Annotated in this window: 20 protein-coding genes and 1 tRNA gene; 17 read left to right on the forward strand and 4 right to left on the reverse strand. The window is 66.2% G+C overall.

What is annotated here, in order from left to right; translation table 11 throughout:
• Window positions 1-20 precede the first annotated feature (20 nt).
• From E8M84_RS09675 to E8M84_RS09725, 11 genes are all read left to right on the forward strand, one after another.
• Window positions 21-1,010, forward strand: coding sequence for a substrate-binding domain-containing protein (locus E8M84_RS09675; RefSeq protein ID WP_137111011.1), 990 nt, complete (start codon window positions 21-23; stop codon window positions 1,008-1,010).
• 69 nt (window positions 1,011-1,079) lie between these two features.
• Entirely contained in the window at window positions 1,080-2,024 is a 945-nt protein-coding gene (locus tag E8M84_RS09680; RefSeq protein WP_205914586.1) for a sugar-binding protein, read from the forward strand.
• 75 nt (window positions 2,025-2,099) lie between these two features.
• A complete protein-coding gene (locus E8M84_RS09685; protein WP_137111013.1) occupies window positions 2,100-3,614 on the forward strand; it encodes a sugar ABC transporter ATP-binding protein in 1,515 nt (504 codons plus the stop codon).
• The gene (locus E8M84_RS09690) at window positions 3,611-4,573 is read left to right on the forward strand and encodes an ABC transporter permease (protein ID WP_240790343.1); all 963 of its coding nucleotides are present in this window, start codon (window positions 3,611-3,613) and stop codon (window positions 4,571-4,573) included. Before E8M84_RS09685 ends, E8M84_RS09690 begins: the two co-directional genes overlap by 4 nt.
• An 83-nt stretch (window positions 4,574-4,656) precedes the next feature.
• Window positions 4,657-5,442: a FadR/GntR family transcriptional regulator gene (locus E8M84_RS09695; protein WP_205914587.1), complete on the forward strand. Its 786-nt coding sequence runs from the start codon at window positions 4,657-4,659 to the stop codon at window positions 5,440-5,442.
• Between the two features lie 165 nt (window positions 5,443-5,607).
• Window positions 5,608-7,209: an ABC transporter substrate-binding protein gene (locus E8M84_RS09700; RefSeq protein WP_137111014.1), complete on the forward strand. Its 1,602-nt coding sequence runs from the start codon at window positions 5,608-5,610 to the stop codon at window positions 7,207-7,209.
• A gap of 43 nt (window positions 7,210-7,252) precedes the next feature.
• Window positions 7,253-8,317 carry an ABC transporter permease gene (locus tag E8M84_RS09705; protein WP_137111015.1) on the forward strand — a complete coding sequence of 355 codons (1,065 nt, stop codon included), beginning with the start codon at window positions 7,253-7,255 and terminating at the stop codon, window positions 8,315-8,317.
• Window positions 8,314-9,219 carry an ABC transporter permease gene (locus tag E8M84_RS09710; protein WP_137111016.1) on the forward strand — a complete coding sequence of 302 codons (906 nt, stop codon included), beginning with the start codon at window positions 8,314-8,316 and terminating at the stop codon, window positions 9,217-9,219. The genes E8M84_RS09705 and E8M84_RS09710 overlap by 4 nt, the downstream gene beginning before the upstream one ends.
• The gene (locus E8M84_RS09715; RefSeq protein ID WP_137111017.1) at window positions 9,216-10,037 is read left to right on the forward strand and encodes an ABC transporter ATP-binding protein; all 822 of its coding nucleotides are present in this window, start codon (window positions 9,216-9,218) and stop codon (window positions 10,035-10,037) included. Before E8M84_RS09710 ends, E8M84_RS09715 begins: the two co-directional genes overlap by 4 nt.
• A 3-nt stretch (window positions 10,038-10,040) precedes the next feature.
• Window positions 10,041-10,817, forward strand: a complete 777-nt coding sequence (locus E8M84_RS09720) for an ABC transporter ATP-binding protein (protein WP_137111018.1) — start codon at window positions 10,041-10,043, stop codon at window positions 10,815-10,817.
• Entirely contained in the window at window positions 10,814-11,866 is a 1,053-nt protein-coding gene (locus E8M84_RS09725; protein ID WP_137111019.1) for a dipeptidase, read from the forward strand. The genes E8M84_RS09720 and E8M84_RS09725 overlap by 4 nt, the downstream gene beginning before the upstream one ends.
• Window positions 11,867-11,928: 62 nt before the next feature.
• Here the strand turns inward: E8M84_RS09725 and E8M84_RS09730 are convergent.
• Window positions 11,929-12,003: transfer RNA gene (locus E8M84_RS09730), tRNA-Thr, on the reverse strand.
• A 111-nt stretch (window positions 12,004-12,114) separates the two neighbouring features.
• On the opposite strand from E8M84_RS09730, the gene E8M84_RS21425 reads away from it, so the two are divergent.
• Genes E8M84_RS21425 through E8M84_RS09740 form a run of 3 tightly spaced genes read left to right on the forward strand, consistent with a single transcriptional unit; the run spans window position 12,115 to window position 14,032 of the window.
• Window positions 12,115-12,288: a hypothetical protein gene (locus E8M84_RS21425; RefSeq protein WP_170971894.1), complete on the forward strand. Its 174-nt coding sequence runs from the start codon at window positions 12,115-12,117 to the stop codon at window positions 12,286-12,288.
• A gap of 5 nt (window positions 12,289-12,293) precedes the next feature.
• Window positions 12,294-13,562: a UDP-N-acetylglucosamine 1-carboxyvinyltransferase gene (gene murA / locus E8M84_RS09735; RefSeq protein WP_137111020.1), complete on the forward strand. Its 1,269-nt coding sequence runs from the start codon at window positions 12,294-12,296 to the stop codon at window positions 13,560-13,562.
• Window positions 13,559-14,032, forward strand: coding sequence for a DUF2948 family protein (locus tag E8M84_RS09740; protein WP_137111021.1), 474 nt, complete (start codon window positions 13,559-13,561; stop codon window positions 14,030-14,032). Before murA ends, E8M84_RS09740 begins: the two co-directional genes overlap by 4 nt.
• Window positions 14,033-14,039: 7 nt before the next feature.
• Here the strand turns inward: E8M84_RS09740 and E8M84_RS09745 are convergent, their stop codons facing one another.
• From E8M84_RS09745 to E8M84_RS09755, 3 genes are all read right to left on the reverse strand, one after another.
• Window positions 14,040-14,747 (reverse strand): cobalamin biosynthesis protein CbiX, encoded by a 708-nt coding sequence (locus E8M84_RS09745; protein ID WP_137111022.1) that lies wholly within the window; start codon window positions 14,745-14,747, stop codon window positions 14,040-14,042.
• Window positions 14,748-14,789: 42 nt separating this feature from the next.
• Window positions 14,790-15,920 (reverse strand): SRPBCC family protein, encoded by a 1,131-nt coding sequence (locus tag E8M84_RS09750; RefSeq protein WP_137111023.1) that lies wholly within the window; start codon window positions 15,918-15,920, stop codon window positions 14,790-14,792.
• A gap of 66 nt (window positions 15,921-15,986) precedes the next feature.
• Window positions 15,987-16,625 carry an SGNH/GDSL hydrolase family protein gene (locus E8M84_RS09755; protein WP_137111024.1) on the reverse strand — a complete coding sequence of 213 codons (639 nt, stop codon included), beginning with the start codon at window positions 16,623-16,625 and terminating at the stop codon, window positions 15,987-15,989.
• A 349-nt stretch (window positions 16,626-16,974) separates the two neighbouring features.
• On the opposite strand from E8M84_RS09755, the gene E8M84_RS09760 reads away from it, so the two are divergent.
• The 3 genes from E8M84_RS09760 (at window position 16,975) to E8M84_RS09770 (ending at window position 20,157) form a co-directional block, all read left to right on the forward strand.
• Window positions 16,975-17,496 (forward strand): hypothetical protein, encoded by a 522-nt coding sequence (locus E8M84_RS09760; RefSeq protein ID WP_137111025.1) that lies wholly within the window; start codon window positions 16,975-16,977, stop codon window positions 17,494-17,496.
• 99 nt (window positions 17,497-17,595) lie between these two features.
• The gene (locus tag E8M84_RS09765) at window positions 17,596-18,675 is read left to right on the forward strand and encodes a LacI family DNA-binding transcriptional regulator (RefSeq protein WP_137111026.1); all 1,080 of its coding nucleotides are present in this window, start codon (window positions 17,596-17,598) and stop codon (window positions 18,673-18,675) included.
• A gap of 159 nt (window positions 18,676-18,834) precedes the next feature.
• Window positions 18,835-20,157 (forward strand): ABC transporter substrate-binding protein, encoded by a 1,323-nt coding sequence (locus tag E8M84_RS09770; RefSeq protein WP_137111027.1) that lies wholly within the window; start codon window positions 18,835-18,837, stop codon window positions 20,155-20,157.
• Window positions 20,158-20,242 lie beyond the last annotated feature (85 nt).

Genomic DNA, 20,242 nt, shown 5'->3' on the forward strand with positions numbered 1-20,242 from the left:
AACCCTACGGGAGGACTGACATGCACCGCAGAATTCTGATGGCCACGACATTGGCCACTCTCCTTGCCTCGGGCGCTGCCTGGGCGGAAGACAAGGTTCTGGCCATCGTGGTCAAGGGCCTGGACAACCCGTTCTTCGAGCAGATCAACAAGGGCTGCCAGAAGTGGAACGGTGAAAACGCCGGGTCGGGCTATTCCTGCTTCTATACCGGCCCCGCCTCCTCGGCGGACGAGGTTGGCGAAGTGCAGATCGTGCAGGACCTGCTGCAGCGCCCGGATGTGGCGGCCATCGCCATCTCGCCCTCGAATGCGCCGCTGATGGCCAAGATGCTGCGGGAACAGGCGCCGAAGATCCCGATCATGACCATCGACGCCGACTTCCTGGAGGAGGACGCCGATCTGCGGGTGACCTACCTTGGCACCGACAACTACCTGATGGGCGTCAAGTTCGCCGAGCATCTGAAGGCGCTGAAGCCCGAGGGTGGCACGGTCTGCCTGCAGCTGGGCAACGTGGCGGCGGCCAACATCAACGCCCGTGCGGCGGGAACCCGCGACACCCTGTCGGGCGAAAAGGGCATCGAGATGCTGACCGGCCAGGGCGGCTGGACGGAGATTGCCGGGTGCCCGGTATTCACCAACGACCAGGCCGATCTGGCGAACCAGCAGATGGCCGACACCTTCACCGCGAACCCTGACCTGACTGCCTTCATGCTGATCGGCGGCTGGGCTCAGTTCGCGCCGCAGGCCTATGCCCAGGTCACCGATCAGGTCATGGACAAGCTGAAGGACAAGTCGCTGGTCATCGTCGCGGGCGACACCCTGCCCCCGCAGATGGAGGCGCTGAAGGCCGGTCGCAGCCACGTTCAGGTCGGGCAGCGCCCGTTCGAGATGGGCTATCGCGCGCCAACGGTCATGATCGACATCCTGAACGGCAAGGCCGTCGACCCGGTGATCTACACGGGCCTCGATGAGTGCACGCAAGAGAACGTCGACAGCTGCATCGGCGGCTGACGGCCTGCCCGGGCGGAAGGGACCCTGCCTTCCGCCCGGGACCCCATCCCTTTGTCAATGGAGAGACCCATGAACGCCCGGATTTCTGCGCTTGCGCTGGTTGTTGCCCTGACGGCCTCCAGCGGCTTTGCCCAGGACAAGAAAACCCTCGTCTTCGTCGTCAACGGCGCTTCCGATTTCTGGAAGCTGGCCGAGGCCGGCGTGAAGAAGGCGCAGGAAGAGCTGCCGAATTACGACCTGCAGTTCAAATACCCCGAACAGGCCGCCGCCGCGATCCAGCAGCGGCTGATGGATGACCTTGTGGCCGCCGGTGCGTCGGCGATCATGGTCTCGGCCGTCGATCCCAAATCCTCGACCGAGGCTTTGAACCGGATCGGGTCGCAGGTGCCCCTGTTCACCACCGACAGCGATGCGCCCGACACCAACCGCGTGGCCTATATCGGGTCGTCGAACACCGATGCCGGGATGCAGGCGGGCGAGATCGCCAAGAAGGCGATGCCCGACGGCGGCAAGTGCATCGGGTTCGTGGGCCTTCTGGGCGCGGACAACGCGCGGGAACGGATCGACGGAATGAAGGCGGCGCTGGAAGGCTCGAACGTCGAACTGATCGACGTGCGCGGCGACGACATCGACATGACCCGCGCCAAGCGCAATGTCGAGGACGCGCTGGCCGCCAACCCCGACATCGACTGCATGGTCGGCTTCTACAGCTACAACCCGCCGCGCATCTACGAGGTGCTGAAAGAGGCGGGCAAGCTGGGTGAAGTGACGGTCGTCGCCTTTGACGAGGACCCGATTACCCTCGGCGGCGTCAAGGAAGGCACCATTGCGGGCACCGTGGTCCAGCAGCCTTACGAATGGGGCTATCAGGGCATGAAGCTGATGGCCGCGCATCTTGAGGGTGACGACTCCATGATCCCGGAGAACAAGCTGGTGATCGTGCCCACCGCCATCATCGACAAGGACAATGTCGATGCCTTCGAGGCTGAGCTGAAAGCCCGCATCGGCGGCTGACGGCTCAGGCAAGGTGCAGGCCGGATTGTTTTGGTTTCCTCCCTTTCCGGCCTGCATCCCCATTGGGACAGTGACATGACCGCCTTCCTGCGCCTTTCCGGCATCCACAAACGCTTTGGCCCGGTCGCGGCCCTGTCGGGCGTCGATTTGGCGGTTGGCCCGGGCGAGGTGCTGGGGCTGGTCGGTGAAAACGGTGCGGGCAAATCGACGCTGATGCGGATCATCGGCGGGGTGCATGCGCCAAGCGAGGGCCGGATCGAGATCGACGGGGTCGAGGTTGACCGACTAACCGTCCCCCGCGCCATCGCCGCCGGGATCGCCTTCGTGCATCAGGAGCTGTCGAACTTCGACAACCTGACGGTGGCCGAGAACATCTTCCTGGGACGGATGCCGACGCGCGGCGGCCCCTTGCGGCTGGTCGACACCCGCGCTCTGAACGCCGATGCCGATGTGCTGCTGACGCGGCTGGGTGCGACCTTTGCCGGGGATACGCCCCTGTCGCGGCTGTCGCTCGCCCAGATGCAACTGGCCGAGATCGCCAAGGCCCTGTCGCTGAACGCGCGCCTTGTCATCATGGACGAGCCGACCTCAAGCCTGACCGCGACCGAGACGGAGCGGTTGTTGACCGTCGTCGACAGCCTGCGCGCCAGCGGCGTGTCGATCATCTTCATCACCCACCGGCTGAGCGAGATCGAATGGCTGGCCGACCGGGTCACCGTGCTGCGCGACGGGCGGCATGTGGCGGACCTGGAACGGGACGACGTGACCGCCCCGGTGATGATCCGCCACATGATCGGGCGCGACCTGAAGTCGGTCTACACGCCCCCTGTAGCGCCGCCGGGGGCACCGGTCCTGCAGGTCACGGGCCTGCGGACCCCGCGCTATCCCGACCGGCCCGTCGACCTGACCGTGCGCCGGGGCGAGATCCTGGGGCTGGCGGGCCTGATCGGCGCGGGGCGGACGGAACTGGCCGAGACGATCTTCGGCCTGACCCCGGCCTTGGGCGGAGAGGTCGTGCTGGACGGCGCCCCGGTCCGCCTGACGACCCCGCGCCAGGCCATCGCGCAGGGCGTCTTCCTGGTGCCCGAGGACCGAAAGGCGCATGGGCTGATCCTGGATTTCCCGATCACGCAGAACATCTCGCTGCCCTCCCTTGGCCAGCTTGCGCGCCGGGGGCTGGTGGACCGCCGGGCGGAAACCGTGCTGGCCGAACGGCAGAAGGCGGCGCTGGATTTGCGGGCGTCGAACCTGGACCTGCCGGCCAGCGCGCTGTCGGGGGGCAACCAGCAGAAGGTGGTGCTCGCCCGCTGGCTGGCGCTATCCCCGCGCGTCATCCTGTTCGACGAGCCGACCCGCGGCGTCGATGTGGGCGCCAAGGCCGAAATCTACCGCCTGATGCGCGCCCTGTCGGATGAGGGCGTGGGGGTCCTGATGATTTCCTCGGACATGGAAGAGGTGATCGGCGTCTCGGACCGCGTCATCGTCATGCACGAGGGCCGCATCGCGGGCAGCCTGACGCGCGATCAGCTTTCCGAACACGCCATCCTGTCGCTGGCGGTGGGCCAGCCCGAAAACGCGAGGCACGCATGATCGACCGCAAGAACCTTGGCCTGCTGATCCTGATCCTTGTCGTGTCCGCCGCCGTCGCGATCCTGAACCCGCGCTTCCTGTCGCCGGTCAACCTGTCGAACACCGCGAACCTGATCGGGCTTTTCGGCATCTTCGCCATCGCGCAGGCCTTCGTCATCATCTCGGGCGGGATCGAGCTGTCATCGGGCTCGGTCATTGCACTGCTTGGTGTGATCTTCGTCGACCTCGTCGGCAACAACGTCCTCTCCCCCGCGACGGCGACGCTTCTGGTCCTGGCGCTGGGGGCGCTGATCGGGGTGCTGCACGGCGTGCTGATCGCGCGGGTGGGGTTGCAGCCCTTTGTCGTCACGCTTTGCGGCCTGCTGATCTATCGCGGCGTCGCGCGGTATTACACCGAGGACGCCACGGCGGGTTTCGCCTTTGGCGCCAGCTTCCCGACCCTGGAATGGCTGACGACGGGCCGCATCCTGGGCCTGCCGAACAGCCTGGTCGCCATGCTGGTCATCGCGGGGGTGACCGGCGTCCTTCTGCACCGGTCGGTCTTTGGCCGCGTCCTTCTCGCCACCGGCCGAAACCCCGACGGGGCGCGCTATTCCGGGGTGAACACGCAAGCCGTGCTGATCACCGCCTACACGCTTTGCGCCGTCCTGACCGCCATCGCGGCGATTTACCTCGCGATGTACACCCGCTCGATCTCGCCCGCCTCGCACGGGAACTTCTACGAGCTTTACGCCATCGCCGCCGCCGTCCTAGGCGGCTGTTCCCTGCGTGGCGGCGAGGGGTCGATCCTGGGCGTGGTGCTGGGGACGGTCCTGTTGCAGGTGCTGCAGAACCTGGTGAACCTCCTCGGCATCCCCTCCTCGCTCAACTTCGCGGTGATGGGGTCGGTCATCATTCTCGGCGTGCTTGCGGACAACTGGCTCTTGCAGCGCCGCGCCGCGCGAACAGCCACAGTTTGACGGGCCAAAGGGGACGGGCAGCGGTTGCCAGCGGAGAACGATCACACTAGGTGTTGACCCACAGGGGACAGGCAGGTGGTTGCGTGACGATCAAGCGGGGGAAGGACAAGTCGGCGCAAGCCGACGCCAAGGGCGCAACTGCAACCTCCGCCCCGCCCGTAGGCCTTCCGCGCCAGGCCGGGTCCTTTGCGCACTACTCCGTCGCCCAGGAAATCGGCCGCCGCATCGTGTCGGGCGACTACCCCCCAGGATCCATCCTGCCGAACGAGGCGGAATGGTCGGCGATGTTCGGCACCAGCCGGTCCGTCGTGCGCGAAGCGATCAAGATGCTGATGTCGAAGAACCTGTTGGTGTCCCGCACCAAGATCGGCAGTCGGGTCGAACCGCGCGAGAACTGGAACCACCTGGACCGCGACGTGCTGATCTGGGTCGCGCAGTCGCCGCAACGCGACGCGCTGATGCGGTCGGTCCAGCAGCTGCGCCACATCGTCGAGCCGGAAGCGGCGGCGATGGCAGCCGAGATCCGCACCGAGGAGGAGATGGCGGTGATCAGCGCCGCCTGCCACGAGATGGGCACCGCGACGACGCTGGCCCAGCGCACCCGCGCCGACCGGCGGTTCCACCAGGCGATCCTGAACGCGACCAAGAACGAACTCCTGATGCCGCTTGGTGCGATGATCGACTCCTCGCTCGACTACCTCTTCGCCTTCGTCACGCGCGAGGCGAACGACCTGCGCTATGCCCAGGACCTGCACGAGGCGATCGAAAAGGCGATCCGCCTGCAGCGCCCCGACACGGCACGCAAGGCGGTGCGGGTGCTGTTGAAGAACACCGACGACATGATGCGCAAGAAGGGCCTTCTGGACTGACCCAAGGTCAACCGGCTTGCGGCGAGGGCAGCTGAAGGACCGAACCGCGGGATCCCGCACAAGGTCCGCAGGTTAACCATTGACTCCGGCGGTCCGCTTTCATCCAATCGCCCCAGGATCAGGCGCGCTGCGCCGCCTCAACGACGGAACACAGGGAGATAGACGATGCACCTGAAGCATGGACTTGGCCGTGCGGCGGTTCTTGCCGCGCTGTTGGCGGGCACTGCCCCCATGGCACTGATGGCCGAAACGCCCGCGGACACGCTGGTTCTGGCCGACGCCATCGACGACATCGTGTCGATCGACCCGCACGAAGCCTTTGAATTCTCGGGCGTGGACCTGAACAACAACACCTACGACACCCTGATTGAGCTTGATCCGACCAAGCCGGGCGAGCTGGTCCCTGGGCTGGCCGAAAGCTGGTCGGTGTCGGATGACGGGATGACCTATACGTTCAAGATCAAGTCGGGCATCACCTTCAGCAGCGGCAACCCGCTCACCGCCGAGGACGCGGCAGGGTCGCTCCGCCGCGTGGTCAAGCTGAACAAGACCCCCGCCTTCATCCTGACCCAGTTCGGCCTGACGCCGGAAAATGTCGATCAGATGATCACCTTCGAAGGCGACACCGTCACGCTGAAGACCGACAAGGCCTATGCGCCGTCCTTCGTCTACAACTGCTTGACGGCGGGCGTGGCCAACATCGTCGACATGAAAACCGTCATGGCGAATGAGGTTGAAGGCGACATGGGCAATGCCTGGCTCAAGGCCAATTCGGCGGGGACCGGGGCCTATGTGCTGAAGTCGTTCAAGCCGAACGAAGGCTATGTGCTTGAAGCCCGTGCCGGCCACTGGCGCGGCGATGCGAAGATCAAGAACGTGTTCATGCAGCACGTCCCGGAAGGCGCGACCCAGCGCCTCCTGCTGGAAAAGGGCGACATCGATGTGGCCCGCGAGATGACGCCCACTGACATCGCCGGGGTCGAGGGCAATGCCGACATCAAGGTGCAGAACGACGTCGGCGGGCAGATCTACTATCTCGCTCTGAACCAGAAGAAGGCCGAACTGGCCAATCCCAAGGTGCAAGAGGCGATGCGGTGGGCGGTCGACTATGTCGGCATGACCGACAGCATCCTCAAAGGCCAGTGGGTTGTGCACCAGGCCTTCCTGCCGCAGGGCTTCCTCGGCGCGCTGACCGAAACGCCCTACAGCCTGGACGTCGAAAAGGCCAAGGCGCTGATGGCGGAATCGGGGGTCACCCTGCCGCTGGAGGTGAAGTTCACCGTCCGCAACAACCAGGAGCGGCTGGACATCGCCACCTCGCTGCAGAACACCTTCGCGCAGATCGGCATCAACCTTGTCCTCGACGTCGGTGACGGCGCGCAGGGGCTGGAGGTCTATCGCGGCCGTCTGCACGAGATGACGCTGCAGACCTGGGGGCCGGACTATCCCGACCCGCATACCAACGCCTCGACCTTTGCCTCGAACCCCGACAACTCGGACGAGGCCAAGGCCACGGGCTACCTCGCCTGGCGGACCGCATGGGATCCGGGTGCCGAGATCAACGCCGCAACCGATGCCGCCGTGGTCGAGAAGGACACCGCGAAACGCGAGGCGATGTATCAGGACCTGCAGACCAAGGTGCGGGACAATTCCGCCTTCGTCTTCATGTTCCAGCAGGCCCGGCAGGACGCGATGCGCGCCAATGTGAGCGGCTTCTACGCTGGTGGGGCGACCGACTCGGCGTCCTACTGGACCGTCACCAAGTAAGCGACCGGGCCGCCGCCTGATCCGGCGGCGGCCCGAATTCCGCATGACATCCATTCCCGCTCCGCCGTCGCGCAGCCGTCTGCTTCCGTTGGTGAAGCAGATCCTGCTCGGGCTTGGCACCCTGGCCATCACGCTGCTGGGCCTGCTCCTCATCACCTTCATCATCGCCCGCGTGGTGCCCACCGACCCGGTGCTGTCGATCGTCGGCGAACGTGCGACCGAAGCGCAGATCGCGGCGATCCGCGAAAAGCTGGGGCTGGACCTGCCGATGTGGCAGCAGTTCGCGATCTACGTCTGGGACGCAATGCGCGGCGATCTTGGCAATTCGATCAAGACTGGCGCCCCCGTCGCGTCGGAAATCGCGCGCTATTTCCCCGCCACGCTGGAGCTTGCGACGCTGGGCACCATCTTCGGCACCCTTGTCGGCGTGCCCGCCGGCGTGCTGGCCGCGACCCGGCCCGGCAGCATCAGTGACCAGATCGTCCGCGTCGTGGGACTGATGGGCTATTCGATGCCGGTGTTCTGGCTGGGACTGATCGGCCTTCTGGTCTTTTACGGCCAGCTTGACTGGGTGGCAGGCCCCGGGCGGCTGGACCCGACCTATGACATGATGATGGAGTTCACCCTGACCAGCTACACCGGGATGATCCTGATCGACTCGGCCTTGAACGGGGCCTGGGACGTGTTCGGCAATGCCGTCAGCCACATCATCCTGCCCGCGGGCCTCTTGGGCTATGTCTCGATGGCCTACATCAGCCGGATGACCCGCAGCTTCATGATGAATGAACTGGGGCAGGAGTACATCACCACGGCCCGGGTCAAGGGCATGCCAGAATGGCGGGTGATCTGGGTGCATGCGATGAAGAACGTGCTGGTCCCGCTAATTACCGTCATCGCGCTGTCCTACGCCTACCTCCTGGAAGGGTCCGTCCTGACCGAGACGATCTTCGCCTGGCCGGGCCTGGGCAGCTATATCACCGACGCGCTGTTCTCGGCCGACATGCCGGCGGTGCTGGGCGGAACGGTGGTCGTCGGCGTGGCCTTTGTCACGCTGAACATGGCGTCCGACATCCTCTACCGGCTGGTCGACCCGAGGGCGCGGACATGACGACACTCCGCGCCTGGCTTTCCGACCCAAACCCCGCCTCGCGGCGGCAGGCCCGGCTGGGGCAAGCTTGGCTTGCCTGGCAACGAATCCGGCGCAACCGGCTGGCGATGGCGGGGCTGGTGATCGTCGGCATCCTGCTCATGGTCGCGGCCCTTGCGCCCTGGATCGCCCCGCATGATCCGCTGACCCAGGACCTGTCGCGCCGGCTCTTGCCGCCCGGCACGCCCGGCAACCTGCTCGGCACCGACGATTTCGGGCGGGATATCCTGAGCCGCATCATCTATGGCGCGCGGATCACCCTGTATATCATCGCGCTGGTCGCGGTCACCGCGCCGGTCCTGGGCCTGCTCATTGGCACGGTGGCGGGTTACTTCGGCGGCTGGATCGACGCCGTTCTGATGCGCCTGACCGACATCTTCCTGGCCTTCCCCCGCCTGATCCTGGCGCTGGCGCTGGTGGCCGTCCTGGGCCCGGGGATCGAGAACGCGGTCCTTGCCATCGCGCTGACCGCCTGGCCGCCCTATGCGCGTGTGGCGCGGGCCGAGACGTTGACGGTCCGCTCCTCCGACTACATCGCCGCGATACGGCTGCAGGGGGCCAGCGCACCCCGCATTATCGCGGGCCATGTCGTGCCGATGTGCCTGCCCTCGGTCATCATCCGGGTCACGCTGGACATGGCGGGTGTCATCCTGATCGCGGCGGGCCTTGGCTTCCTCGGCCTCGGCGTCCTGCCGCCCACGCCGGAATGGGGCCTGATGATTTCGTCGGGCCGCAAGTACCTGTTCGAACAATGGTGGGTCGCCACGATGCCCGGCCTTGCGATCTTCATCGTCAGCCTTGGCTTCAACCTGCTGGGCGACGGCTTGCGCGATGTCCTTGACCCGCGGAGCGCCTCACGATGAGCCTTTTGGAGGTCAAGAACCTGCGCGTCACCTTCGATACCGAGACCGGAAAAGTCGAGGCGGTGCGCGGCGTTTCGTTTTCGCTGGGTCACGAACGGCTGGGGATCGTGGGCGAATCCGGGTCGGGCAAGACGATGACCGGGCGGTCGGTCCTGCGCCTGATCCGCCCGCCGGGCCGGATCGAGGCCGATGCGATGACCTTCGACGGCCAGGATATCCTGCACGCCTCGGAACGCGAGATGCGGGCGCTGCGGGGCAAGCGGATCGGCATGGTGATGCAGGACCCGAAATACAGCCTGAACCCGGTGATGACCGTGGGCCGCCAGCTGACCGAAGGCCTGCGCCTGCGCGATGGCTTGGGCCGGGCCGACGCCACCGCCAAGGCCATCGCCGCGCTGGAGGCCGTGCAGATCCGCGACCCGGCGCGGGTGATGGAGGCCTACCCGCATGAGCTGTCGGGCGGGATGGGCCAGCGGGTGATGATCGCGATGATGCTGATCCCGGAACCGGAACTGCTGATCGCCGACGAACCGACCTCGGCACTGGACGTGACGGTGCAGGCCGAGGTGCTGTCGATCCTGGACGGCCTCGTGCGCGACCGGGGCATGGGCCTGATCTTCATCAGCCACGATCTGCGGCTGGTCGCCCGGTTCTGCGACCGGGTGCTGGTGATGCACAAGGGCCTGGTCGTCGAAGAGATCGCGGCCGCGCATCTGATGGAGGCGAAGCATCCCTACACCCGCGGCCTTCTGAACTGCCTGCCCCGGATCGGCGGCCCGCGTGAGCCGCTGCCGGTGCTGGATCGGGCGGGGTTCTGACCGATGGCCCTGATCGAGATCGAGAACCTGACCGTGACCTTCCGCGCCAAGGGACGCGAGGTGCAGGCAGTGCAGGACGTCAGCCTGTCGGTGGACGAGCGCGAAAGCTATGGGCTGGTGGGCGAAAGTGGGTCGGGCAAGTCCACCATCCTGCGCGCGATCTGCGGCATGGCGCCTGTGACCGGCGGCACGATCCGGATCGGTGGCCAGCCCGTCCCGACCCCGCGAGGGCGGGCGTTCTCGACCGAAGTGCAGATGGTCTTCCAGGACCCCTACGCCAGCCTGCATCCCCGCCACACCATTGACCGCACCCTGTCGGAGCCGCTGGCGATCCACGGGATGCCTGACCGCGATGCCCGCGTCGTGCAGGCGCTTACCGACGTGGGCCTGCCCCCCGCCTTCCGCTTCCGCTATCCGCACCAGCTGTCCGGCGGCCAGCGCCAACGCGTCGCCATCGCCCGCGCGCTGATGCTGCGGCCGAAGATCCTGCTTCTGGACGAACCGACCAGCGCGCTTGACGCCTCGGTCCAGGCCGAGGTCCTGAACCTCTTGAACCGCCTGCGCGCCGAACAGGGGCTGACCTTCCTGATGGTGTCGCATGACCTGGCCGTGATCGACCACATGTGCGACCGGATCATGGTCCTGCAGCATGGTCGTACGGTCGAGGAGATCACCCGCGACGATCTTGCCGGGGCACGGATGACCACGCCCTATGCCCGCAGCCTGTTCGCCGCCAGCGCCGACCGGATGCTGGAGGGCAGCGAGAGGCCCGCACCATGATCCCGGTCTTCGACGGCCACAACGACCTGCTTCTGCGGCTGCTCCTTGATCCGGTGCGGCGGGAGGAGATCTTCCTGACCGGCGAAGGCAAAGGCCATCTCGACCTGCCGCGCATGCAGGCCTCCGGGTTCGCCGGGGGGTTCTTCGCGATCTACCTGCCCTCGCCCATCGCGCATGACGATCCCGACTACCGGGCGCAGATGCAGAACCCGCCCTACGCGCTGCCCCTGCCCCAGCCGATTCCTCATGCCGAGGCGATCACCCCGGCCCTGGCGGCGGCGCGCCACCTTCTGTGGATGGAACGCGCCTCGGCAGGCGCCCTGAAGGTCTGCCGCACCGCCGCCGAGGTCCGGGCCTGCGTGGCAAACGGCACCATCGCCGCGATCCTGCACATGGAAGGCGCCGAGGCGATCGACGACAGCCTCGATGCGCTTCATCTCTTCCACGCCATGGGCCTGCGGTCGCTTGGCCCGGTCTGGTCGCGTCCGACGATCTTCGGCCATGGTGTGCCTTTCGCCTTTCCCTCCAGTCCCGACACCGGGCCGGGCCTGACCGATGCGGGCAAGCGGCTGGTCTCCGAATGCAACCGGCTGCGGATCATGCTGGACCTCAGCCACATGAACGAGGCCGGGTTCAACGACGTCGCCCGCCTCTCCGATGCGCCGCTGGTGGCCACCCATTCCAACGCCCACGCCCTCTGCCCGTCGTCGCGAAACCTGACCGACCGGCAACTGGCGATGATCCGTGACAGCGGCGGAATGGTGGGCCTGAACTTCTCGGTGTCCTTCCTGCGCCCGGACGGCCGCCAGCTGGCCGAAACCGGCTGGGACCCGATCCTGCGCCAGATGGACTATCTGCTGGAGCATCTGGGCGAGGACCACCTCGGCTTCGGCTCCGACTACGACGGCTGCACCACGCCGGAGGTCATCGACGACGTCACGGGACTGCCAAAGCTGGTGCAGGCGCTGTCCGACCATGGCTACGACCGACCGCTTCTGGAAAAGCTGGCCCACGGCAACTGGCTGTCCTTGCTGGACCGCACGCTTTAGTCGGAACTCCCCGGACCGCGCGGCATGGCGTTCAGGGGAGGCTTATCAATCAAGGGGATGGATGGTGCTGCAAGAGAGGATTGAACTCTCGACCTCTCCCTTACCAAGGGAGTGCTCTACCACTGAGCTACTGCAGCGCCGTTGGTGGCGGGTCATTAGACGCAATCGAAACGGGGCGCAAGGGGGATTTGGCGGGAATCCCGACCCTCTCTGGACCCACCCGCGCCCTTGGGGTAGAAGCCTTGCGCATGCGCAGCCCCTCGGACCCCTCGCCTGGCGAAAAGTCCCGGAAACCTGAGCGAACGCTTTCCCGGGAAGACCGGCTGAAGGCGGCGCTTAAGGCCAATATGGCGCGGCGGAAGGCACAGGCGAAGGCTCGGACCGCCGAAGACGCGGCCGGGGAAACCGAGGACAAGGAGTAGGGCGGATGGATTCGATTCTGGTGCGCGGCAACGGGGCCTTGTCGGGGGCGATCCCGATTGCGGGGGCGAAGAACGCCTGTCTCACGCTGATGCCGGCCACGCTGCTGTCGGACGAGCCGCTGACGCTGACCAACGCCCCGCGCCTGTCGGACATCCGGACGATGACGCAGCTTCTGCAGTCGCTGGGCGCGGAAGTGGCCAGCCTGCAGGACGGGCTGGTGCTGGCGCTCTCCAGCCACTCGATCACCAACTTCAAGGCCGACTACGACATCGTCCGCAAGATGCGCGCCTCGATCCTGGTCCTTGGGCCGATGCTGGCACGCTATGGCCATGCCGAGGTCTCCTTGCCCGGCGGCTGTGCCATCGGCGCGCGCCCCGTCGACCTGCACCTGAAGGCACTGGAGGCGATGGGCGCCGAACTGGACCTGCGCGACGGCTATGTCCGCGCCAAGGCCCCCGGCGGCCGGCTGAAGGGCGCAGTCGTCGAGTTTCCCTTCGTCTCGGTCGGGGCCACGGAAAACGCGCTGATGGCGGCCACGCTGGCCAAGGGCACCACGGTCCTGAAGAACGCCGCGAAGGAACCCGAGATCGTCGATCTGGCCCGCTGCCTGAAGAAGATGGGCGCGAAGATCGAGGGCGAGGGGACATCGACCATCACCATCGAGGGCACCGACCGGCTGGGCGGGGCGACGCACCAGGTGGTGACCGACCGGATCGAGCTTGGCACCTATATGCTGGTTCCCGCGATCTGTGGCGGCGAAGTGGAATGCATCGGCGGCACCCTGGATCTGGTCGGCGCTTTCGCTGAAAAGCTGGATGCGGCGGGGGTTTCGGTGACCCAGACCAACCGGGGCCTGAAGGTTTCCCGCAAGAACGGCCGCGTGCGCGCCGTGGACGTGACGACCGAACCCTTCCCGGGCTTCCCGACCGACCTGCAGGCGCAGATGATGGCGCTGCTCTGCACGGCCGAGGGGACTTCCGTGCTGGAAGAGAAGATCTTCGAGAACCGCTTCATGCATGCCCCGGAACTGATCCGCATGGGCGCGAGGATCAACGTGCAGGGCGGCACGGCCACGGTGACCGGCGTCGAGAAGCTGAAGGGCGCCCCGGTGATGGCGACCGACCTTCGCGCTTCGGTCAGCCTGATCCTTGCCGGGCTTGCGGCGGAAGGCGAAACCGTCGTCTCCCGCGTTTACCACCTTGATCGCGGCTATGAGCGGGTCGAGGAAAAGCTCCGGGCCTGCGGCGCGCATATCGAGCGTATCCAGGCATGAGCGACGCCAAGTTCCAGGATGGCGGCGAAGGCCCGCTGCGGCTGATCGCCCAGGATGGCGAGGACCTGAAGGTCATCTCGACCTTGGTACAGGACGCCGTCCTGCCGGTGACGGAACTGACCTACGACGCCAAGCGCCGCCGCTTTGCCCTGATGCTGAACCGTTTCCGCTGGGAAGACCGGACCCAGGCCGAGCAGGTCGGCCGCGCCTATGAACGGGTGCGGTCGGTGATGGTGGTCGAGGATGTGCTGCGGGTGCAGACGCAGGGCTTCGACCGGGCCGACAAGGACCTGATCCTGTCGCTCTTGTCGCTGGAGTTCACGCCCGGTCAGGATGGTGCGGGCCGCCTGACCTTTGTCCTTGCCGGCGACGGCGCGATTGCGCTCGACGTCGAGGCGCTGGAAGTGCGGCTGGACGATGTGACCCGGCCCTACCGCGCGCCATCGGGCAAGGTGCCGCAGCACGACTGACCGCGGTTCAGGCCATCTGACCCTTCGCCCAGCGGCAAGCACCAGCACAGACAGGCACACCGCGCAGGATCGCCGCCGCGATGATCCCGGGCACCCGGTGGTCCAGCCCCACGGGGGGCAGGATGCGGCCCGTGAATCCGGACCGATCCAGCGCGGCGGGGATGTCGTCGCTGACATGCCCGCCCTCGGCCGCAAAGAACGGCAGGCACACCCCTGCCCCGCCGGTCAGGCTGGACAACTGCGGGTCCTGGTCGATGAAACCGGCCTCGGCGGCAACCCCCGCCTCTGCTGCGATCCGGCCCGCGACATGAAACGCGATGTCGGACGGGACCGGGGACTTGAACGACCCATGCGCCGCAAGGATCACCCTGTCCGCCCCCGCCTCGCGCGCCAAAGCCACACACAGGTCATGCACGGCCGGGTCGCAGCCGAATGGCTCCAGCACGGTCCAGCCTACGGCCCTGGCTTCTGCCAGCTTTTTCGGGATCTGGACCTTGGTGAACCAGCCCCCGGCGATGAACATCGGGAACACGACGCCCCCCGCCCGTCCCGCCACGCCCCGCGCCATCGCGCCGTCCTCGGCCAGTGTTGCCGCTTGGACCTCCCAGTCGGGCAATAGGGCCTGCACGCAAAGCGCCAAAGCCTCCAGCGCGGCCCCGGCAGGGCGGGGGTCCGACGGCTGGCCATGGGCCACGATCAGGGCGGTCTGCGTCATGGGCGCTAACCTGACGCGGTCCGCGCCGGGGTCAACCCCGGCCTACGGCATCCGCCCCGCAATATAGCGCGCGAAATCGTAGTTCGGCCGTTCCAGATGGCTGAGCTGACCGGGCGACGACATCCCGGCGCACAGGCCCTTCCAGACCCGCTCCACGCAGCCCTTGTCCTCGACGTTCACGTCATCGAGCAGCGCCTTGACCGCCGCCAGATGCGCCGGGGCTTCGGGGTCGGCCATCCATTCCGCACTCATCCCGCCACCGAACAGCACCTTGACCGAACCCGGGCCATCCGGGGTCAGCGACAGATACCAGAAATACCCCGGCGTCAGCGTGATCAGCAGGGACGGATAGATCGCCAGCAGCCAAGTGATCCGCCGGTCATCGCCCTGCAACGCGGTGTTGGACGGATGCGCCAGCGCCAAAGGCACCGAGTCGTTCTTCACGATCCAGTGGTAGTTGAACGCCTCTTCCCCTGGCGGACACTCCATCAGGTTCAGATCGCTGGCCCCGCCGATGGTCCCGGCATGGCAGACCGGCAAGTGGTAGCTTTCCATGAAATTCTCGGCCAGGACCTTCCAGTTGGTGTCCCAGCGGAAATCTTCGCGGAAGACTTCGCGGTAGGTGGCCATCGGCAGGTGCCCGACCAGCTTTTCAACCCCCGCCAGCCGCTCCGCCACCGGCGGAGCCTCGGGGTTCAGCGTGACCATGATCCAGCCCAGCCAGTCCTCGACCCGGACGGCGGGCAGCTTCACGTCCTCCTTGCAAAACCCTTCGTTGCGGGCCATCGCCGGGGCGCCCCGCAATGAGCCGTCAAGGTTGTAGGTCCAGGCGTGATAGGGGCAGACGATCGACCTGACATGCCCCCTGCCCTCCAGCAGAGTGCTCATCCGGTGACGGCAGACGTTCGACATCCCCCGCAGGGCCCCTTCCCGGTCACGCAGGATGATGACCGGCTCGCCTCCGATCTCCATCGTCAGGTAGTCGCCCGGGGTCGCCAGCGCATCCGCCCGGCCCGCGCACAGCCAGTCCTGCGCGAAGATGTGGCGCTGCTCGGCCTCGGCGAACTCTGGCGAGGTATAGACCGACTTCGGCATCGCCCGCGCCCGCTCGAACGGCACACTGACATTGGCGCGCAACTCGGCGATGGCAAGCGAGGGATCGTGCTGGGTCATGGGCCTGGCCTCCTGTCCTGATCTTGCGGCCGCAAAGGCCCCCGTTCCAGCGGAAATCCGACAGGTTCAGGGGAAATGCGCCCTGATCGCCGCCGCGACCGCCCCGGCCAGCGCCGGGTTCGCCTCGGCATCGTAGTGGATGCCGTCGATCGGCGATACCGTCACCACCTCGCCCGCATCGAGGAACGGCACGCCGACTCGCGCGGCCGCCTTCCGCACCTCGGCGGCAAGCGCCTGCGACTTGGCCGCCCCGCCCGCGAACATACCCGCCAGACAGCCCACCTCGATGATCGGCGGTGGGCAGATCAGCAGTACCCCAGGCGCGCCCTGCCCCGGCCCTGCGCCCGAGCCCAGGATCACCCGCACCAGCCGCTCAAGCGAAAGGGCGATGTCCGTGGCATTGACCGAAAACCGCTCCTTCAAATCGTTGGTGCCCAGCATCACCGCCACCACATCCAGCGGTCGGTGGCTTTCCAGCAGCGCCGGAAGGACTGTCAGCCCATTGCGATGCGCACCCTCCACCGGGTCGTCATGCACAGACGTCCGGCCGGGATGACCTTCCTCGATCACCTCCCAGTCCGGCAACAGCTTGCGCAGGCGCCCCGGCCAGCGTTCATCGCGGCCAAAACGGTCGGACATGCCCAGGTCGGCCAAGGGCATTGTCCCATGAGTGTTGCTGTCGCCAAGAAGCAGCAGGCTGCGCATCGCGTCTCTCCCCAATCCTCGGGGCAAAACGAACCGCAACGCGCCGTGCTCGTCAACCAGATCGCTATGTCACGCCGGTCACATCCACTTTACGAGAAGTTCCCAAATCTATGATACTGCAAATGAAATGCGTATAGTTTGTGATAATCCTACATTCAGGTTCATGAGGAGACCTGCCATGAAGAACGCAGCGCGGTCGTAACCCTTGCGACCTCGGCCACGGCCGAAACTCTGACCTGGGGCAACCTGAGCATCGAGTATGGGAAGGGCGACACCGAGGGCAACGCCAACTCGATCTTCGACCGCAACCCGGAATCCGTGGACATCTCCGGCAGCTTCGGCGCGCAGTATGGCGAAGGCAGCACCCGGCCCGGCGGTGACGACACCGCAGACCTCGACTTCTACGCGCTGGAAGGCGCCGGCGCCTTCGGGCAATTTCGCTTTCGCTGGACGGATCGGCCGGTTCGACGACACCGAACCGGACGAAACCGACGCTTTTCACGACGGCAAGTTCGTGCGGCTGTCCGGGATCTACACGCTGGGTGACGCCCGGGTGATCGAGGCCGAGGTCGGCTTCTTCGACGGCAAGCAGGACAACATCCTGAACCGCTACGACATGACCGCCAGAACTTGGGGGGTCAAATACTCCCGTCAGTTCGCAGCCGAGCCCTTCGCGTGGAGCGTGGGGCTCGACGGTGGCTCGTACTCAAACGACACGGTCATGGACCACGGCGCCCATGACGTCACCCGCGTCAGCCTCGGTTTGACGACCTGGTTCGGCGATGACACGCTCGCGGCCTCGAAGAAGCGCGGGATCCTGGGCCAGCCCGACTTTGCCCGCATCGTCGGGGCCGGGAACAACGTCGACTGACACGCTTCCGGCCCGGCGCGTCGTTGACCGGGTCGCGCAAACTGATTGACGTACCTCAGTGGTCTGTCGATAGTTGGGAGCACATCTTCGGGGTCTGCCGTGCGGCCAACCGTCAACGACATTGCGCGCGAAGCGGGGGTCAGCCTTGCCACCGTCGACCGGGTTCTGAACGCGCGCCCGGGCGTGCGGGAAAAGACCATCAAGGCGGTGAACGACGCGATCTCTCGGCTCGGCTACGTCCGCGACCTCAGCGCCGCGAACCTTGCGCGCAGCCGCACCTACCGCATGGCCGTGGTCCTGCCAGACACGGAAAGCCAGTTTGTTCAAACACTTGCCGACACGTTCCAGGACGCGGGACATCTCGTCGCTACCGCCCGCATCGACCTTAGCCTGCATCGCTTTCCGCCCGAGGACCCCCATGCGCTGGCGGCGCTGCTGCTGGACCTGCCCGCAAGGGGGTATGCCGGCGTCGCCCTGATGGCGCCGGAAACGCCGGTGCTGCGCGATGCCGTCCGATCGCTGCGCGCCAGGGGTCTGCCGGTGGTGGCGCTGGTCTCTGACCTGCCGAATACCGGGCGCGACCATTTCATCGGCACCGACAACCGCGCGGCCGGGCGCACGGCGGGCGTCCTGATGGGCCGCTTCCTCGGCGGCGGACCCGGTCAGGTGATGGTCATCGGCTCCTCGCTTCTGGCCCGCGACATGATCGAACGCAGGCGCGGCTTTGACGAGGTGATGCTGCGCGACTTTCCCGGCGTCTCGGTCCTGCAGTCGCTGGAAACGCACGGGTCGGGGCGCACCTTGCGCCAGGTCGTTACCGAGATGCTGGCCAATGCCCCGGATGTCCGCGGCATCTACGCGATGGGCGACGGTCACCGCGCCCTGACGCAAGCCATTCAAGAGCTTGGACTTTCCGGCAAGCTGACCGTGATCTGCCATGAACTGACCCCCCATACCCGCAAGGCGCTTGAGGCAGGCGAGATCACCGCAGTCATTGCGCAGAACCCCGGCCATCTGGCCCGTTCCACCCTGCGCGTCCTGCGCGCCAAGGTCGACAACCTGCCACTGGACGAGGGGCAGGAGCAGATTCGAATCGAGGTTCTCCTGCGGGAAAACCTGCCGCCCACCCCCTCCGACGCCCCCGATTCGGCAACCGAAGCCACCAGCACAGCCGCCTGACAACAGCCTCAAATCGCTTTGAGCAAGGTCCGCAATCGGAAATGAGGTACGCACCTCAAAAATGCTTGCCAGCTGCCACGCCTCGTGCCTATCGTGACCGCAATTCAAGAAGGCCCGGCATCCGCACGGGTCCGCCATCACCATCATCGGGAGGATTGCATGTCACGGAAGACGCTCGTCGCAACAGCGGCGCTTGGGCTTGTCTGGGCCGCTCAGGCCAATGCACAGGCCAATGAACTCACCCTCTGCTGGGCCGCCTGGGACCCGGCAAACGCGCTGGTCGAACTGTCCAAGGACTTCGAGGCCCAGTCCGGCACCAAGATGAACTTCGAGTTCGTCCCCTGGCCCAACTTCGCCGACCGCATGCTGAACGAACTCAACTCCGGCGGCCAGCTGTGCGACCTGATGATCGGCGACAGCCAGTGGATCGGTGGTGCTGCCGAAAACGGCTGGTATCTCAAGCTGAACGACTTCTTCGACGCAGAGGGCATCTCGATGGATGCCTTCGTCCCCGCCACGGTGACCGGCTATTCGGAATGGCCGAAGAACACGCCCAACTACTGGTCGCTGCCCGCCTTCGGTGACGTGGTCGGTTGGACCTACCGCAAGGACTGGTTCGAACGTCCCGAAATCCAGGCCGCCTTCAAGGAAAAGACCGGCCGTGACCTGACGCCCCCCGCCACCATGGCCGAACTCAAGGAAGTCGCCGAGTTCTTCCAGGGCCGCGACATCGACGGCAAGACGGTCTACGGCGCCTCGATCTACACCGAGCGCGGGTCCGAAGGCATCACCATGGGCGCGATGGACGTGCTCTACAGCTTCGGCTTCAAGTACGACAACCCCGACAAGCCCTACGAAATGGAAGGCTTCGTCAACTCCGAAGGTTCGGTCGCGGGGCTCGAATTCTACAAGTCCCTCTACGACTGCTGCGTCGCCCCCGGCACCTCGAACACCTACATGGGCGAAGGCATCGACGCCTACAAATCGGGGCAAGTTGCACTGCAGATGAACTTCGCCTTCACCTGGCCCGGCTTCGAGGTCGACCCCAACGTCGGCGGCGGCAAGACGGGTTACCTGGTGAACCCCGCCGGTCCGGGTGGCGAACGTTTCGCCCAGCTGGGCGGTCAGGGCATCAGCGTCGTCGCCAACACCGACAACATGGACGGGGCGCTGGCCTACATCAAATGGTTCGCCCAGCAGGACGTCCAGCAGAAGTGGTGGTCGATGGGCGGCTTCTCCTGCCTCCGCGCCGTGGTCGAGGATCCGGCCTTCGCCACCAGCCAGCCCTATGCCCAGACCTTCCTGGACAGCATGGCCATCGTGAAGGACTTCTGGGCCGAGCCGTCCTATGCCTCGCTCCTCCAGGCGTCGCAGGCGCGGTTCCACGACTATGTCGTCGCCGGCAACGGCACCGCGAAAGAGGCCCTGGACGGCCTGATCGCCGACTGGACCGAAGTCTTCGAGGACGAAGGTAAGCTCTGACCCCCAAACCCCTGCCCCTCTCCCGAAATGGGAGAGGGGTGACCCTCAAGAAACTTCCCTCTTCGCCGCAAGAGGGTAGGCTGGG

The sequence above is a fragment of the Rhodobacter sp. SY28-1 genome, from assembly GCF_005222785.1.
GTDB lineage: Bacteria > Pseudomonadota > Alphaproteobacteria > Rhodobacterales > Rhodobacteraceae > Tabrizicola.